16 protein-coding genes and 1 pseudogene are annotated in these 15688 nt (G+C 60.5%); 7 read left to right on the forward strand and 10 right to left on the reverse strand.

Features of this window, described 5'->3' with window-relative positions:
• Nucleotides 1–59: 59 nt before the first annotated feature.
• Nucleotides 60–1241, forward strand: coding sequence for an NO-inducible flavohemoprotein (hmpA, locus tag GDV60_RS05645; RefSeq protein ID WP_029300203.1), 1182 nt, complete (start codon nt 60–62; stop codon nt 1239–1241).
• 239 nt (nt 1242–1480) lie between these two features.
• Nucleotides 1481–1987, forward strand: a complete 507-nt coding sequence (locus GDV60_RS05650) for a disulfide bond formation protein B (protein WP_159906561.1) — start codon at nt 1481–1483, stop codon at nt 1985–1987.
• A 167-nt stretch (nt 1988–2154) separates the two neighbouring features.
• Here the strand turns inward: GDV60_RS05650 and GDV60_RS05655 are convergent, their stop codons facing one another.
• Both GDV60_RS05655 and GDV60_RS26995 read right to left on the reverse strand, forming a co-directional pair.
• The gene (locus GDV60_RS05655; RefSeq protein ID WP_139273553.1) at nt 2155–2442 is read right to left on the reverse strand and encodes a hypothetical protein; all 288 of its coding nucleotides are present in this window, start codon (nt 2440–2442) and stop codon (nt 2155–2157) included.
• A 98-nt stretch (nt 2443–2540) separates the two neighbouring features.
• Nucleotides 2541–2755 (reverse strand): annotated as a pseudogene (locus GDV60_RS26995) (hypothetical protein).
• A 27-nt stretch (nt 2756–2782) separates the two neighbouring features.
• Between GDV60_RS26995 and cyoA the strand changes: the two are divergent.
• From cyoA to cyoE, 5 genes are read left to right on the forward strand one after another with little or no spacing between them, the layout of a single operon-like run.
• The gene (gene cyoA / locus GDV60_RS05660; RefSeq protein WP_029300208.1) at nt 2783–3721 is read left to right on the forward strand and encodes a ubiquinol oxidase subunit II; all 939 of its coding nucleotides are present in this window, start codon (nt 2783–2785) and stop codon (nt 3719–3721) included.
• Nucleotides 3722–3724: 3 nt separating this feature from the next.
• A complete protein-coding gene (gene cyoB / locus GDV60_RS05665) occupies nt 3725–5743 on the forward strand; it encodes a cytochrome o ubiquinol oxidase subunit I (RefSeq protein WP_029300211.1) in 2019 nt (672 codons plus the stop codon).
• A gap of 3 nt (nt 5744–5746) precedes the next feature.
• The gene (cyoC, locus tag GDV60_RS05670; RefSeq protein ID WP_029300213.1) at nt 5747–6370 is read left to right on the forward strand and encodes a cytochrome o ubiquinol oxidase subunit III; all 624 of its coding nucleotides are present in this window, start codon (nt 5747–5749) and stop codon (nt 6368–6370) included.
• Nucleotides 6370–6705, forward strand: a complete 336-nt coding sequence (gene cyoD / locus GDV60_RS05675; RefSeq protein ID WP_029300215.1) for a cytochrome o ubiquinol oxidase subunit IV — start codon at nt 6370–6372, stop codon at nt 6703–6705. Before cyoC ends, cyoD begins: the two co-directional genes overlap by 1 nt.
• Nucleotides 6706–6716: 11 nt before the next feature.
• Complete coding sequence (cyoE, locus tag GDV60_RS05680; RefSeq protein ID WP_029300217.1) at nt 6717–7604, forward strand: heme o synthase; 888 nt, start codon at nt 6717–6719, stop codon at nt 7602–7604.
• A gap of 190 nt (nt 7605–7794) precedes the next feature.
• Here cyoE and GDV60_RS05685 read toward each other — a convergent pair whose 3' ends face one another.
• From GDV60_RS05685 to GDV60_RS05720, 8 genes are all read right to left on the reverse strand, one after another.
• Nucleotides 7795–8499, reverse strand: a complete 705-nt coding sequence (locus GDV60_RS05685; RefSeq protein ID WP_029300219.1) for a hypothetical protein — start codon at nt 8497–8499, stop codon at nt 7795–7797.
• Nucleotides 8500–8606: 107 nt separating this feature from the next.
• Complete coding sequence (locus GDV60_RS05690; protein WP_154907783.1) at nt 8607–9524, reverse strand: GTP-binding protein; 918 nt, start codon at nt 9522–9524, stop codon at nt 8607–8609.
• Complete coding sequence (locus GDV60_RS05695; RefSeq protein WP_070996865.1) at nt 9521–11257, reverse strand: amidohydrolase; 1737 nt, start codon at nt 11255–11257, stop codon at nt 9521–9523. The genes GDV60_RS05690 and GDV60_RS05695 overlap by 4 nt, the downstream gene beginning before the upstream one ends.
• 87 nt (nt 11258–11344) lie before the next feature.
• The gene (locus GDV60_RS05700; RefSeq protein WP_029300225.1) at nt 11345–12526 is read right to left on the reverse strand and encodes a pyridoxal phosphate-dependent aminotransferase; all 1182 of its coding nucleotides are present in this window, start codon (nt 12524–12526) and stop codon (nt 11345–11347) included.
• A gap of 21 nt (nt 12527–12547) precedes the next feature.
• Nucleotides 12548–13237 carry an ABC transporter permease gene (locus GDV60_RS05705; RefSeq protein ID WP_029300227.1) on the reverse strand — a complete coding sequence of 230 codons (690 nt, stop codon included), beginning with the start codon at nt 13235–13237 and terminating at the stop codon, nt 12548–12550.
• A 12-nt stretch (nt 13238–13249) separates the two neighbouring features.
• Nucleotides 13250–13963 carry an ABC transporter permease gene (locus GDV60_RS05710; protein ID WP_029300229.1) on the reverse strand — a complete coding sequence of 238 codons (714 nt, stop codon included), beginning with the start codon at nt 13961–13963 and terminating at the stop codon, nt 13250–13252.
• Between the two features lie 18 nt (nt 13964–13981).
• Nucleotides 13982–14755, reverse strand: a complete 774-nt coding sequence (locus tag GDV60_RS05715) for a transporter substrate-binding domain-containing protein (protein WP_159906563.1) — start codon at nt 14753–14755, stop codon at nt 13982–13984.
• Between the two features lie 47 nt (nt 14756–14802).
• On the reverse strand, nt 14803–15585 hold the full coding sequence (locus tag GDV60_RS05720) for an ABC transporter ATP-binding protein (protein WP_029300232.1): 783 nt from the start codon (nt 15583–15585) through the stop codon (nt 14803–14805).
• Nucleotides 15586–15688 lie beyond the last annotated feature (103 nt).

A 15688-nucleotide genomic window follows, 5' to 3' on the forward strand; every position in this document is an offset into this window, starting at 1 on the left:
ACGAATACTGAGTATCCCAAGGTAATCATTCAGAAGCCCAAAGGCTCAGGAGTCTCCCCATGCTTAGCGTTCAAGACCGTGCCATCGTCAAATCTACTGTGCCGCTGCTCGAAAGCGGTGGTGAAGCCCTGATCACCCACTTCTACCGCATGATGTTGTCCGAGTACCCCGAAGTGCGCCCGCTGTTCAACCAGGCCCACCAGGCCAGCGGCGACCAGCCTCGCGCCTTGGCCAACGGTGTGCTGATGTACGCCCGGCACATCGACCAGTTGGATCAGTTGGGCGACCTCGTGGCCAAGATCATCAACAAGCACGTGGCCCTGCAAATCCTGCCGGAGCATTACCCGATTGTCGGCAACTGCCTGCTGCGGGCGATTTCCGAGGTGCTGGGTGATGAAATCGCCACCCCTGAAGTGATGAGTGCATGGGGCGCAGCCTACGGGCAACTGGCTGATATCCTGATCGGCGCAGAGAGTGCCATCTACGACGAAAAAGCCCAGGCCGTTGGCGGCTGGCGCGGGGCGCGCCCGTTTTTGCTGGTCAAGCGCGTGGAGGAGAGCAGTGAAATCATCTCCTTGTACTTTGCCCCGGTGGACAACGGCCCGATCCTCGCCGCTGAGCCCGGCCAGTACATCGGCCTGAAGCTGATCCTCGATGGCGAAGAAGTGCGCCGCAACTATTCATTGTCGGCGCGTACCGATGCGGGCCTATACCGCATCAGCGTCAAGCGCGAAGCGGGCGGGCGCGTGTCCAATTACCTGCATGACCAGATGCACGTGGGGGCGAGCATCGACCTGTTCCCGCCATCGGGGGAGTTCACGCTGGTGGACAGCGACAAACCCCTGGTGCTGATCAGTGGCGGTGTGGGCATCACGCCAACCCTGCCGATGCTGGAAGCGGCGTTGGCGACCGAGCGCCCGGTGCACTTTATCCACTGCGCGCGCAATGGTGGCGTGCATGCGTTTCGCGACTGGGTCGATGCCCTGGCCGCGCGTCACCCGCAACTGCAGCGCTTCTACTGCTACGCCGAAGACGACGGCATCAGCCCGGCGGCGGACAAGCTCGGCATGCTGACCCAGGAGCAACTGGCGGCGTGGTTGCCTGAGGAGCGTGATGTGGATGCCTACTTCCTCGGGCCCAAGGGGTTTATGAGTGCGATCAAGCGTCACCTCAAGGCTTTGGGTGTGCCTGAAAAGCAGAGCCGGTATGAGTTCTTCGGGCCGGCGGCGGCGCTGGAATAAGCGGCCGCTCTTCAACACCGCATTGGCCTCTTCGCGAGCAAGCCCGCTCCCACATTTGATCTGTGAATACATTCAAATGTGGGAGCGGGCTTGCTCGCGAAGAGGCCCGAAAGACCACCACATTAATGTGCCGTTAACCCGTTTTGCCTACCCTCCCGCTGCCTACTGCTAAATTTTCACCTCCTGTGTGTAAACTTGCGGCCATTGGCACACCCATCATTAGGCAAAGGGAAACGGGGATGATTGACGAAATGCGGTTAGCGCGTGAGCGGCGCTTTTTGGTGTTGCTGGGGATTATCTGCCTGGCGCTGATCGGTGGCGCGCTCTATATGCAGATAGTGCTGGGTGAAGCGCCATGCCCACTGTGCATCCTGCAGCGTTATGCCTTGTTGCTGATTGCGCTCTTTGCCTTTATTGGCGCGGCGATGCGCACCCAGCGCAGTGTCACGGTCTTTGAAGTGCTGGTGGTGCTCAGCGCCCTGGGTGGTGTCGCTGCCGCCGGGCACCATGTGTATACCCAGTTCTATCCGGCCATCAGTTGCGGTGTCGATGTACTGCAGCCGATTGTCGATGACCTGCCCCTGGCGAAGATCTTCCCCCTGGGCTTCCAGGTCGATGGTTTCTGCAGCACGCCGTACCCGCCGGTACTGGGCTTGTCCCTGGCCCAGTGGGCGCTGGTGGCGTTCGTGTTGACGGTGATCCTGGTGCCCCTGGGCATTTACCGCAATCGCAAGCACAGCGCTTAAATCGTCCTACAAAACGCCCCGGTCCTGCTGATGCAGGCCGGGGCGTTTTTGTGTGTGGGCATTTTGTGAACGGACCGTGACGCTGGACAAGATTGGCGGTGCGCGAAGTGCGACACGTTGTCACAGTGAAGGTGCCGCAGGAGGTTTCCTACCCCTGGGTTTGCCGGTTAATCCACCCTCGGGCAGTTGCTTTTACCTGTCACTTTCTGCTTGGAGCCGAGCCGCGAACGGCGTGCGTTGCAGAACTTGCGGTGATCTACGAATGCCTTGTTTTTAGAGGGCTTGCCTGGGGTTTGGCGACCCGGGAAGGACCCCTTGGGTGCGACACAATGGGCAATAACACGGCATTTTTTGTGGTTTTTGTTGAGAATCAAACGCGATACGATCCCGAACCTTTGCAACAATGGCGCAGGATTATTGCTGGAATCGATAAAAATTATTTCTTTATAAGTCATGGTTTATACATCGCTAGCTAACTACAATCGCCCGCACTGAGTGTCCGGTGCTGCTCAACCCTGAGCAAATAGGGCGGTCGAGAGGCGAAAACATTGCTTCATGCGACCCCAGGTGCCGGCAGCCTTTCAACTATCCGCACCAAATGGAATTGGTCTGTAACAAGGCCTTTGACCAACGAAATCGAATAAGAATTCACCGCCAGACCTGGACGTGTCGATCAGCGCATGAAGCGCCGGGCAGGCCCTTATTCAATCGAAGAGAAATGCCAACCCTTGGCAGGGTGAAGTGTTGGCGATCAAAACCCAACTGCATTGCGCAAGCTGCTTTAGAGGTCGTGAGATGAGTAAAAACAGGTACACCCGATTACTAGGCATAGTGCCGCTTTTCGGCATGTTATTGCTGGGAGGCTGCAACTGGACGCTGCTCGACCCTGTGGGTCAGGTCGGCGTGGAGCAACGTAACCTGATCATCACCGCTACGCTGCTGATGTTGTTGGTCGTGGTGCCGGTGATCGTGATGACCTTCGCGTTCGCCTGGAAATACCGCGCGTCCAACACCAAGGCCACCTACGCGCCGAAGTGGTCGCACTCCACCAAGATCGAGATCGCGGTGTGGCTGGTACCTGTACTCATCATCATCGCCCTGGGTTACATCACCTATAAGTCGACCCACGAGCTGGACCCTTACCGTCCGCTGGAATCCGACGTGCCGCCAATCACTATCGAAGTGGTCGCGCTGGACTGGAAGTGGCTGTTCATCTATCCCGAGCAAGGGATCGCTACCGTCAACAAGATCGTGTTCCCGGCCAACACCCCGATCAACTTCAAAGTGACCTCGGATGCGGTGATGAACTCGTTCTTCATCCCGGGCCTGGGTGGCCAGATCTACGCGATGGCGGGCATGCAGACCAAGCTGCACCTGATTGCCAACCAGAACGCCGAGCTCGACGGTATCTCCGCCAACTACAGCGGCGCGGGCTTTACCGGCATGAAATTCAAAGCAATCGCCACCACTCAGGAAGACTTCAACGCCTGGGTACAAGAAGCCAAGAGCTCACCAAAACAGCTTGAAAAAGCTGAATACGAAGCCCTTGCCAAGCCAAGCCAGAACAACCCTGTAGAGCTGTACTCCTCGTACACGCCGGACCTGTTTCAGAAAATCATCGATAAGTATGAAGGGATGAAGCCAGGCAAGCCGGTCAAGCACGAGAAGAAAGAAGTGGCTGCTGTGGAAGGGACGGACGCAAATTCGCATTCAGCTGCCGGGGCAGAGGAGTAAACGATGTTTGGTAAATTAAGTTGGGAAGCGGTCCCATTCCACGAGCCGATCGTGATGGTGACCATCGCCATGATCGCGCTGGGTGGTCTGGCGCTGTTTGCGGCAATCACCTACTTCAAGAAGTGGACCTACTTGTGGACCGAGTGGCTGACGTCGGTCGACCACAAGAAAATCGGCGTGATGTACATCATCGTCGCCATGGTCATGCTGCTGCGCGGTTTTGCCGACGCCATCATGATGCGGACCCAGTTGGCCATGGCCACCGAAGGTTCGCCTGGCTACCTGCCGCCTGAACACTATGACCAGATCTTCACCGCCCACGGTGTGATCATGATCATCTTCATGGCGATGCCTTTCTTCACCGGCCTGATGAACCTGGCAGTGCCGCTGCAGATCGGTGCGCGTGACGTTGCGTTCCCGTTCCTCAACTCCCTGAGCTTCTGGCTGCTGGTTTCCGGCGTCGTGCTGATCAACCTGTCCCTGGGCGTCGGCGAATTCGCCAAGACCGGTTGGGTTGCCTATCCGCCGTTGTCGGGGCTGCAATACAGTCCGGGCGTGGGGATGGATTACTACATCTGGGCGCTACAGTTATCCGGGTTGGGTACGACGCTAACGGGGGTCAACTTCCTGGCCACCGTGCTGAAAATGCGTACCCCAGGCATGAAACTGATGGACATGCCGATCTTCACCTGGACCTGCACCTGGGCCAACGTCCTGATCGTGGCTTCGTTCCCGATCCTGACCGCTACCCTGGCACTGCTGACGCTTGACCGTTACATGGATTTCCACATTTTCACCAATGAACTTGGTGGCAATCCAATGATGTACGTGAACCTGTTCTGGGCATGGGGTCACCCTGAGGTGTACATCCTGATCCTGCCAGCGTTCGGTATCTTCTCCGAAGTGATCTCGACCTTTACCGGCAAGCGCCTGTTTGGTCACCACTCGATGGTCTACGCCTCCGGCGCGATCTCGGTGCTGGGCTTCATGGTTTGGCTGCACCACTTCTTCACCATGGGTTCGGGGGCCAGCGTCAACGCCTTCTTCGGCCTGGCGACGATGCTGATTTCGATCCCAACGGGGGTGAAGCTATTCAACTGGCTGTTCACCATCTACCACGGCCGCCTGCGCTTCACCAGCCAGGTTCTGTGGACCCTGGGCTTCATGGTGACCTTCGCCATCGGCGGCATGACTGGCGTACTGCTGGCCATCCCGGGTGCTGACTTCGTACTGCACAACAGCCTGTTCGTGATCGCTCACTTCCACAACGTGATCATCGGCGGCGCGGTATTCGGCTACATCGCTGGTTTCAGCTTCTACTTCCCGAAAGCGTTCGGCTTCAAGCTGCACGAAGGCTGGGGCAAGGCTGCATTCTGGTTCTGGATCACCGGCTTCTTCGTCGCGTTCATGCCGCTCTATGCACTGGGCTTCATGGGCATGACCCGTCGTCTGAACGCCACTACCAACCCTGAGTGGGTGCCGTACCTGTACGTCGCCATGTTCGGTGCGGTGATGATCGCTGTCGGTATCGCCTGCCAGTTGATCCAGCTGTACGTGAGTATCCGTGACCGCAAGCAAAACGCCTGCGACTCCGGCGATCCATGGAATGCACACACCCTGGAATGGTCGACCTCGTCGCCACCACCGTTCTACAACTTCGCCGTGCTGCCTAAGGCCGAGACCATCGACCCGTTCACCGAAGCCAAGGAAAACGGTACGGCGTACCAGCGTCCTGTGCGCTACTCGCCGATCCACATGCCGAACAACACCGCCACTGGCGTGGTGATGGGCGCGCTGTTGACGGTCTTCGGTTTCGCGATGATCTGGCACATCTGGTGGCTGGCTATCGCAAGCCTGGCTGGCACCGTGATCTATTTCGTGATCCACGCGGCTCGTGATGATCAAGGCTACATGGTGCCGGTCGACGTGATCGAGCGCATCGAAGCCGAGCAGCACGCTCGCCTGGTAGCCGAGAAGAAGATTCCGGCCAACCGTGTTGAAACCTCGTTGGAACAGGCTTAAACCATGTCGAACTTAGTGACCAATGCTGGACACGCCCATGTCGATGACCATGGGCACGATGACCACCACGACGCGGGCGAGATGACCGTATACGGTTTCTGGCTCTACCTGATGACCGACTGCATCCTGTTTGCATCGATCTTCGCGGTATACGCGGTACTGGTAAACAACGTAGCGGGTGGCCCGTCGGGCCACGACATCTTCGAACTGAACTACGTACTGGGCGAAACCGCCTTGCTGCTGTTCAGTTCGATCACCTACGGCTTCGCCATGCTGGCGTTCTTCCGTGGCAACAAGGCAGGCGTGCTCAAGTGGCTGGGCCTGACCTTCCTGCTCGGCCTTGGCTTTATCGCCATGGAGATCAACGAGTTCCACCTGCTGATCTCCGAAGGCTACGGCCCTAGCCGTTCCGGCTTCCTGTCGGCGTTCTTCACCCTGGTCGGTACCCACGGTCTGCACGTAACCGCTGGTCTGATCTGGATGGCGATCATGATGTACCAGGTCAACAAGCATGGCCTGACGTCGACCAACAAGACGCGCCTGAGCTGCCTGAGCCTGTTCTGGCACTTCCTGGACGTGGTCTGGATCTGCGTCTTCACCGTTGTCTACTTGATGGGGACTCTGTAATGGCTAATGCACACTCCCATGACAGCCATGATGCGAGCCACGGCAGCGTAAAGTCTTACGCTATCGGCTTCATCCTGTCGGTGATCCTGACGATCATCCCGTTCGGCCTGGTGATGTACCCGACCCTGCCGAAGGCCACCACATTGGCTATCGTGCTGTTGTTCGCGGTGATCCAGGTGGTTGTCCACCTGTATTACTTCCTGCACCTGGATCGCTCCCAGGCCCAGCGCAACAACGTGATTGCGTTTGTGTTCACGGCCATTGTGATCCTGCTGCTGGTTGGCCTGTCGTTGTGGATCATGTTCAGCATCCACACCTACATGATGGCGAAGTGAGGTAAGACCCGATGTCGCTTAAGCACTTTATCCAAATCACCAAACCGGGGATCATTTTCGGTAACGTGCTTTCTGTGGCAGGCGGTTTCTTCCTGGCCTCCAAGGGGCATGTCGATCTGGCCATCTTCCTGGCGGCAATGATCGGCACTTCCCTTGTTGTGGCCTCCGGTTGCGTGTTCAACAACTGCATCGACCGTGACATCGATATCAAGATGGAGCGCACCAAGAATCGCGTGCTGGTCCAGGGCCTTATTTCCCTGAAACTGGCACTGATCTTTGCGACCGTCCTCGGTGTTGCCGGCGTGGCATTGCTGTACACGGTGGCCAATCCGCTGGCGGCGTTGTTTGCCGTGATCGGTTTTGTCATCTACGTCGGCCTCTACAGCCTGTACCTCAAGCGCAAGTCGGTTCACGGCACGCTGGTGGGCAGTCTGTCGGGGGCGATGCCGCCGGTGATTGGTTACGTGGCTGTGACCAATAGCTTCGACATGGCCGCGCTGGTGCTGCTGGTGATGTTCAGCCTGTGGCAGATGCCGCACTCCTACGCCATTGCGATCTTCCGTTTCAACGACTACCTGGCGGCTTCGATTCCGGTATTGCCGGTCAAGCGCGGCATCCAGGTGGCGAAGAAACACATCCTGCTCTACATCCTGGCTTTCCTCGTGGCGACCTTGATGTTGACCTTCAGTGGCTACGCCGGCATGAGCTACCTCGCCGTCGCCGCGGCCATGGGCATGTACTGGTTGTACATGGCCTGGACCGGCTACAAGGCGGTGGATGACACCGTCTGGGCGCGCAAGTTGTTCGTCTTCTCGATCTTCACCATCACCGCCTTGAGCGTGATGATGTCCCTGGATTTCCAGGTGCCGAAAGAGTTGCTGCTGACTTACGCCCACTGAGTTGGGATGCAATGAAAAGCCCCGCCTTCGAGAGAAGAGCGGGGCTTTTTATTGAACTCTGAAAGTACCGCAGAACCCCTGTGGGAGCGGGCTTGCTCGCGAAAGCGGTGTATCAATCAACAAATAAAGTGACTGACACTGCGCATTCGCGAGCAAGCCCGCTCCCACATTAGAGAGGTGGTGCGGCGGCTTATTGCTGGGCGATGCTGTAGCCGTCAAACGCCGTCTGCTGCTGCAGCGCGGTGACGATGCTCTTGCGCGTCAAAGGCTGCTCGGCACCGGAGTTATCCACAAAGGTCTCGCTCTCAAGCTCGGCCTCGTCGCCTTCACCCACAAAGTTGAAACCGAGGAATTCCAGCGCCTCGCGGTCGACATTGAGTTTGGAGCGCGGTGTGCGTAATGGCAGGGTGACGCTGATGCCATCCTTGCTGATCACAAACACTTCCACTTCCTTCTTCACCCGTGCGGCCTTGCCTTTGCCGGCGCTTGGGTTGCTGATGGCCTGGTGGGTCTGGTTCAGCACCTTCAGCGCCAGGCCGTAGACCAGTTCCTGGAACTCTGGGTCGTCCTTGAAGCTGGAAAGGATGCGGCTGATCGAGAACTTGCTGCTCAGGTCTTCGAGGGCGGCGTTGTCGGCGGCTTCGGCGTCCTTGAGCTGCTTGAGCTGGCCCATCAGGTCGTAGGCCTTGTCATCGTCAAAGGCGTCGTGGGCCTGGCGGATGGCCACGCGCAACTCGCGGATCTGGTCGCTTTCCTTGGAGGTATGGAACGCGTCCAGCACCATTTCACTGATGTTCTTGGCCGCTGGCACATGCTGTGAAAGATTGATGGCGTTTTCGTATTCAGCTTTGGATTGCAAGGTGACTACGGATTCTTCGGTACGGGAATCAGACATTGAAATTTCACTACTTCTGTAAGCGGGGAGACGAAAAAGCGTCGGGCATTTTCAAGGGCCAGGGTAGCAAGGTCAAGGCGGCACTCTGCCTTCATCGTCATCCGCGTCTACAGGCCCTGTATCTCCTGCAATTGCGCCTCCAACCGCTCCCGCAGGTCACTGCCGCGCCGCGCGATAAACACCAGTTGTGCCGAATTTTGCGCATGCTCGCCGCTGGCCAGGGTGAACTGGCTGCGGTTGCCCACATGTTGCAGCCAGAAGGGCTGGTCGTTGCCCTGCAAATGCACCAGGCCTTTAAGGCGGAACACGTCCTTGGGCAGTTGCCCCAGCCAGTCGCGCAGGGCCTTGGCCGGCAGGGCCTGGGTGCCTTGCCAGGTCCAGCTTTCAAACAGTTCATGGTGCGGCGCCGGCACGGGAGTAAAGCCGTTGCGCGGGCTGCGTTCGCCCAGTAGCAGGGCGTCGGGGATCTGCGCCTGCACGGTGCTGATCACCCGCGTGCGCGCACCGATAGTTGCGCGCAGGCTTTGCAGTTCGGCGGCGCTGACCAGATCGGCCTTGTTCAGCAGCACCAGGTCGGCACAGGCCACCTGAGCGCGGGACAAACGGGCGAACTCACCTTCCAGGGCGGCATAACCGCTGGCATCCACCAGGGTGATCACCGTATCCAGATGCAAGTGCGCCTTGAGCTGTGGATAACCCAGGGTCTGCACAATGCGCTGCGGGTCGGACACGCCACTGCACTCGATCACGATGCGATCCAGGCGCGGGCGCAGTTGGCTCAGGCTCACCAGTTGCGCCAGCAGGTCCTCTTGCACGGTGCAGCAGATGCAGCCGTTCTGCAGGCTGAACACCGCATCGGTGACTTCGGCTATGATCGCCGCATCGATATTCAGCTCGCCAAAGTCATTCACGATCACCGCCATCCGGCCATGTTGCGGCTGCTGTGCGATGCGGTTGAGCAGGGTGGTCTTGCCGGCGCCGAGAAAGCCCGAGACCACCGTGACGGCAATGCTGTCGTTATTCATTCGATCACCGGCGGCAGGCCCTGCCACACAGCTTGCAAGGCTGTGCCTTCAAACGCGTTGAGACGGTCGTAGACCGGACGGCCATCGACAAAGGTCAGCAGCACCTGGGTCTGGTGGATGTAGTTGCGCGCCGGCTGGGCGAACAGGTCGCGGTCGATCACGATCAGGTCGGCGCACTTGCCCACTTCCAGGCTGCCGGTGGAATGCTCCAGGCCCATGGCGTGGGCGCCGTTGAGGGTCGCCACTTGCAGCGCCTGTTCCAGGGTGATCGGCTCGCCGAAGCAGTCCGGTTCCTGGTTCCACGGGTTCTGCCGCGTGACCATGGTTTCCAGGGCCAGCCACGGGTCAATCGAGGCCACCGGCCAGTCAGTACCCATCACCGCCAGGCCACCTTCGGCCAGCACACCTTTGAAGTCGTAGATGCGCTTGAGGCGTTCGGCGCCATAACCGGAGCGGGCGCCACTGGCAAACGGCGTCGGGTACCAGGCCGCCGGGGAGAACTCGGCGATCACGTTCAGCGCCTTGAAGCGCTTGAGGTTGCCCGGATGCAGCAGCGTGCTGTGGGCGCACTGGTGACGGATGCCGCTGTCGCCATTGACCCGCCGCGCCTCGGCCACCGCATCGAGGAATACATCGGAGGCGCCGTCGCCGGTGCAGTGGGCGATCACCCGCAGGCCGCGACGGTCCATGTCCACCACCATGTCGGTGATGTGTTCCGGGGTCAGGTTGAGCTTGCCGCGCCAGGTGGAGTCGGCGGCCCAGGGTGTCATCAGGTACGAAGACTTGGGCTCCACGGTGCCGTCGAAGTGGAACTTCACCGCGTTGGCATTGAGCCGCGCGCTGCGGTAGTAGTGACGCTCGCCACCGAGCAGTTCCCAGCGCCGGCGCACCGGGAAAATATCGTCCTGCCAACTGATCGCCGCTTCCACGCGCACGCTCAACTCACCGGCGTCGTCCAGTTCCTTGAGGGCGTCCAGGCGCCGCTCGCAGACGTGCACGTACTTGGTCGCGGTAACACCGCGTGAGCTCTGGAAGTGCACGCCGTCGCGGTAGGCCCGGCGCAGCACCGCCACCGGTGTGGGCGGCATGGCCGCGTGGATCAGCGCGTAGGCACCGTCGATCATCAGGCCATTGGGCTCGCCGCTGAGTTCGTCGCGCTCCATATAGCCGTTGCGCGGGTCGGCGGTGTGGCGGTCGATGCCGGCCAGTTTCAAGGCGCAGGAGTTGACCATCATGGTGCCCCACATGCGGTCCAGCAGCGCCACCGGGCGGTCCGGCATGATGCTGTCGAGCCATTCGCGACCTGGGGTCAGCCCGGCTTCGCGGAAGGTGTAGCGCACCCAGTATTGGCCGTAGATCCAGCCATCACCGGGGTGGGCGTCGGCATAGGCGTGGATCGCCGCCGCCAGTTGTTCGGGGGTGGGGTCTTCGATGCCCACGTCCAGGTCATCGCTGTAACGCGGGGCCAGGGCGAGGTCGGGGTGAGTGTGCATGTCGTGCAGGCCGGGCATGCAGAATGCGCCCAGCAGATCGTGCTGGCGGGTCTGCGGGCCGATCAGGTGTTGCAGCTCGGCGAGCGTGCCCACCGCGATAAAACGTCCCCCGCGAATCGCCACCGCGTCGGCCCACGGCTGGCTCGGGTCGAGGGTGTAGAAACGGCCATGGTGCAGCACCAGGTCAGCGTGCTCGCCGACAACGGAGTGGGTGGAAGTGAATTGGTCGGAAGCGGTCACGGGGCAAACCTCAATATTCAAGACGAGCAAAGATCAAATGTGGGAGCAGGCAAGCCAGCTCCCACATCAATCCCAGTGTTCACATAATCAGCGGTTGGCTCTCAGGCCCTCGACGAACCCGGCAATGCGCTGGCAGGCGTCCTTGAGGGTGTCGTCGGCGACGGTAAAGGAGATGCGCACAAAGCCCTCGGCACTGGCGCCAAACGCCTGGGCATCGAGCACCGAAACGCCGGTGGCGCGGAACAGCTGCCAGGCGAAGTCCATGCTCGACAGCCCCGTGCGGCGCACGTCCACCAGCATGAACATCCCGGCCTGGGGCACGCGGCAATCGAGGTCGGCAATGCCGCCGAGGCCCGCTACCACCAGGTCACGCCGGCGGCGATACACCGTGCGCGCATCGCTGACCACTTCGTCATCCAGTTCCAGGGCCTTGATCGCCGCTTCCTGGATAAACCCCGGCAAGCCATAGAGCATGCACAGCAGCAGGTTATCCAGGTGGCCCACCAACGCAGTCGGCGCCACCACCCAACCCACGCGCCAGCCGGTCATGGCGTGGGTTTTCGACAGGCTGTTGAGCACCACGGTGCGCTCAGCCATGCCCGGCAGCGAGGCGATGCTCAGGTGCGGCTGGTCGTAAGTGATCTGGCCGTAGACTTCATCGGAAATCACCCACAGGTCATGCTCACGGGCGACTTCGGCCACCAGTTCCAGCTCTTCCCGGCTGTAGACGTTGCCGGTGGGGTTGCAGGGCGTGGCCAGGGCAATGCCCCGGGTCTTGGCGCTAATGGCTTTTTCCAGGGCGGCGCGGGTCAGGCGGAAACCGTTGGCCGCCGGTTGTTCGATGGTTGCGATGCGCGCACCGGAAGCATGGATGCACGCTTCATAAGTCAGGTACATCGGTTCTGGCACCAGCACTTCATCGCCCTGGCTGAACAGGCACAGCGAGGTGGCGAACAGGCCGTTTTGCGCACCGGCCACCAGGGCCACGTTATCAGCGTGTACGGCAATCCCTTGCAGGCGGCTTTGCTTGGCGGCAATCGCCTCGCGCAGGGCCGGCCGGCCGAGGACGTGGGTGTAGTGAGTGTCGCCGGCGCGCAGGGCATCGACGGCGGTTTCGCAAATGGCGCTGGCGGTGGCGAAGTCCGGGTCGCCCACGCTCAACACAATCACATCTTCGCCACGGCCACGGGCTTCGACGGCCGCGTAGTGAATATCCCAGGCGCTGACGGACTCGCCACTAATGCGCTCGACAAACGGTGAATAACGCATCCTTGTTCTCCTAAAGTTGATTCAAGCCTGGCGCTGCGGGACTTTGCCCCAGCGCGAGAAGACGTGTTCGATCACGAACGCCAGGACAATGTAGATCACCGCCACGGCCAGCAGGGGTTCGTACACCCGCAGCGTCTGCGCACGCACCAGGTTGGCGGCGCCGAGCAAGTCGGTGACGGCCACGGTGGAAGCCAGCGCGGTGGCCTTGAGCAGCAGCACGGTCTCGCCCACCAATGTCGGCTTCACCAGCTCCAGCGCCCGCGGCAGCCAGACCCGGCGCAGCACCATCAGGCGCTTCATGCCAAAGGCCCGCGCCGCTTCCAACTCGCCCCGTGGCACCGCACGCAGGGCGCCGCGCAACACTTCGCCGACATACGCGCCGACACACAGGATCAGCGCCAGGGCCACGTACCAGAAACCTTCACGCAAGTACGGCCAGAGGAAGCTGCCGCGAATCAGCGGGTAGCTGGCAAACACGCTGCCTACGCCGTAGTACAGGATGTAGATCTGCACCAGCAGCGGCGTGCCCCGGAATACCGCGGTGTAGGCGCGCAGCGGCGCACTGATCAGCGGGTTGGACGACAAGCGCCCCAACGCCACCAGCACCGCCAGCAAGAACCCGAACACCCCGGACAACGCCAGCAATTTCAGGGTGATGCCCAGGCCATGCAGCAGCTCGTTGCCAAAACTGTTGATCCATGAAAAATCCATCCACTGCGCTCCTTAGTGCTGCGGCATCCAGCGGTTGATCCGTCGCTCGAACACCCGGAAGGCGCCGTTGGAAATCAGGGTGATGATGAAATACACCGCTGCCACCGCCAGGTAGAACACCAGGTAATGTTTGGTGGAACCGGCCGCCTGCTTGCCCACCGAGAGCAGCTCGCTGTAGCCGACGATGCTGATCAGCGCGCTGTCCTTGACCAGCACCAGCCACAGGTTCGACAGGCCGGCCATGGCAAACGGCAGCATGCTGGGCAGCAGCACCCGGCGTACCAGCAACCAGCGTTCGATGCCAAAGGCCCGCGCTGCTTCCAATTGGCCGACGGGAATGGCCTGGATCGCGCCACGAATGATCTCCGCCGAATAGGCGCCCTGGACAATGCCCAGCACCAGCACGGCGGCGATAAAGCCGTTGACCGTCACGCTGTCGCGGCCCATCGCGGCCATCGCCATGTTCAGCAGGTCGGTGCCGGCGTAATACAGCAGCAAAATCAGCAGCAACTCCGGCACCGCGCGGTACAGCGTGGTGTACAGGTTGGCCAGGCGCACCATCCAGCGTGGGCCCTTGAGCTTGATCATGGCCACCAGCAGGCCGATGCCCAGGCCCAGCACAAAGGCCCCGGCGGAAATCTGCAAGGTCACCACCGCCCCCTGGAGCAGGGCGTTGAGCCAGCCGTCGGCGACGAACAGCTGGGAGAGTTCGGACAAAGAAATCATGGCGCGTTCCGTTGGACGTTATTGCGCGGAAATATCGACGCTGAAATAGCGGCTGCGAATTTTGTCGTAGGTGCCGTCAGCCTTCAGCGCCGCCAGCGCGGTGTTGAGCTGCTCGCGCAGGTTGTCATCACCCTTGCGCACGGCGGCGCCGATGCCGGAGCCGAACAATGGATCCTTGGGCGCCAGGCCCTTGTCGGCCAGGCCGCTGCCGGCATCAGACTTGAGCATCGGCTCGATGGTCAGGGCGTCGGCCAGCATGACGTCGATCCGTCCGCTTTGCAGGTCGGCGGTCATGTCGTCCTGGGTGTTGTAGTAGCGCAGGGTCGAACCCTTGGCGTAGTAAGCCTTGAGATACGTGGCGTTGGACGTCGAGCCCTGCACGCCGATCAGCTTGCCCTTGAGGCCTTCGGGGGTGGTGACCAGCTCCAGGCTCTTGTCGGCGACCCACATGGCCGGGGTCTGGTAGTAAGGGGCGGTGAAGGCGATGACCTTTTCGCGTTCCTCGGTGATGCTCAGGGAGTTGAGGATCACGTCGATCTGGCTCGATTGCAGCGCCGGAATCAGGCCGTCCCAGGACACTTCCTTGAGCGGGCATTGGGCTTGCAGGCGTTCGCACAGGGCCTTGATCAGGTCCGGTTCGAAACCGCTCCAGGCGCCATTGCCGGCTTTTTCGGAGAACGGTGGGTACGGTTCCAGGGCGATGCCAAAGACAATTTTGTCGGCGGCAACGGCACTGTGGGAAAGCACGGCGAGCACGCAGCCGGCGGCGAGGGATTTCAGAGAGTTGTGCATGGCTTGACCCTTTCGAAGTTATTGTTTTGAAGGATGGAAGCGGCAGTTCAAACGCGATTGTCCTGGGCCATGACGAACTGGCGGCAACGCTCGCTGGTGGGGTTCTGGAAGACTTGCTGTGGCGTGCCTTCTTCTTCAACCAACCCTTGGTGCAAAAACATGACTTTGCTCGATACGTCGCGGGCAAACGCCATTTCGTGGGTGACGAGGATCATGGTGCGGCCTTCTTCGGCGATGCCCTGGATCACCTTCAGCACTTCGCCGACCAACTCCGGGTCGAGGGCCGAGGTAGGTTCATCCATCAGCAATACGCGCGGGCGCATGGCCAGGGCGCGGGCGATGGCCACGCGTTGTTGCTGGCCACCGGAAAGGAAGGCGGGGAACGCATCGCGCTTGCTGGCCAGGCCGACTTTTTCCAGCAGGTGCTCGGCGTGGGCGATGGCGTCCTTGCGGTCTTCACCCAGCACATACACCGGGGCTTCGATGACATTTTCCAGCACGGTGCGGTGGGGCCACAGGTTGAAGCTCTGGAACACCATGCCCAGTTGCGTGCGCAGGCGAGCGACTTGATCCGGGTCGGCGATCAGCGGGTTGCCGGCGCGGTCCTTTTTCAGGCGCACTTCTTCGCCGTTGATGCGCAGGCTGCCGCTGCAAGGGATTTCCAGCAGGTTGATGCAACGCAGCAGGGTGCTTTTGCCCGAACCGCTGGAACCGATCAGCGACACCACATCGCCTTCGTTGGCGCGCAGGGAAATGCCTTTGAGAACATGGTGCGCAGCGTAGCTCTTGTGCAGAGCATCAATGGCGACCACTGGGGTGACTGGGTTCAAGGGTTTTCCCTCTTTATTTTTGTAAATTGATCAACCTGGACACCGCCCCCTGTGGGAGCTGGCTTGCCAGCGAAAAACGCAAGAACACCACGTTTATCCAGCC

Origin of the sequence: Pseudomonas sp. DTU12.1 (assembly GCF_009873475.1) — a bacterium.
Taxonomy (GTDB): domain Bacteria; phylum Pseudomonadota; class Gammaproteobacteria; order Pseudomonadales; family Pseudomonadaceae; genus Aquipseudomonas; species Aquipseudomonas proteolytica.

What these genes read in the sequence shown, in the direction of transcription:
- cyoB (WP_029300211.1), top strand. Translation starts at nt 3,725, where the DNA reads ATGTTTGGTAAATTAAGTTGGGAAGCGGTCCCATTCCACGAGCCGATC.
- GDV60_RS05690 (WP_154907783.1), bottom strand. Translation starts at nt 9,524, where the DNA reads ATGAATAACGACAGCATTGCCGTCACGGTGGTCTCGGGCTTTCTCGGC.
- GDV60_RS05715 (WP_159906563.1), bottom strand. Translation starts at nt 14,755, where the DNA reads ATGCACAACTCTCTGAAATCCCTCGCCGCCGGCTGCGTGCTCGCCGTG.
- cyoD (WP_029300215.1), top strand. Translation starts at nt 6,370, where the DNA reads ATGGCTAATGCACACTCCCATGACAGCCATGATGCGAGCCACGGCAGC.
- GDV60_RS05700 (WP_029300225.1), bottom strand. Translation starts at nt 12,526, where the DNA reads ATGCGTTATTCACCGTTTGTCGAGCGCATTAGTGGCGAGTCCGTCAGC.
- cyoC (WP_029300213.1), top strand. Translation starts at nt 5,747, where the DNA reads ATGTCGAACTTAGTGACCAATGCTGGACACGCCCATGTCGATGACCAT.
- cyoE (WP_029300217.1), top strand. Translation starts at nt 6,717, where the DNA reads ATGTCGCTTAAGCACTTTATCCAAATCACCAAACCGGGGATCATTTTC.
- GDV60_RS05685 (WP_029300219.1), bottom strand. Translation starts at nt 8,499, where the DNA reads ATGTCTGATTCCCGTACCGAAGAATCCGTAGTCACCTTGCAATCCAAA.
- cyoA (WP_029300208.1), top strand. Translation starts at nt 2,783, where the DNA reads ATGAGTAAAAACAGGTACACCCGATTACTAGGCATAGTGCCGCTTTTC.
- GDV60_RS05655 (WP_139273553.1), bottom strand. Translation starts at nt 2,442, where the DNA reads ATGACTTATAAAGAAATAATTTTTATCGATTCCAGCAATAATCCTGCG.
- GDV60_RS05705 (WP_029300227.1), bottom strand. Translation starts at nt 13,237, where the DNA reads ATGGATTTTTCATGGATCAACAGTTTTGGCAACGAGCTGCTGCATGGC.
- GDV60_RS05710 (WP_029300229.1), bottom strand. Translation starts at nt 13,963, where the DNA reads ATGATTTCTTTGTCCGAACTCTCCCAGCTGTTCGTCGCCGACGGCTGG.
- GDV60_RS05650 (WP_159906561.1), top strand. Translation starts at nt 1,481, where the DNA reads ATGATTGACGAAATGCGGTTAGCGCGTGAGCGGCGCTTTTTGGTGTTG.
- hmpA (WP_029300203.1), top strand. Translation starts at nt 60, where the DNA reads ATGCTTAGCGTTCAAGACCGTGCCATCGTCAAATCTACTGTGCCGCTG.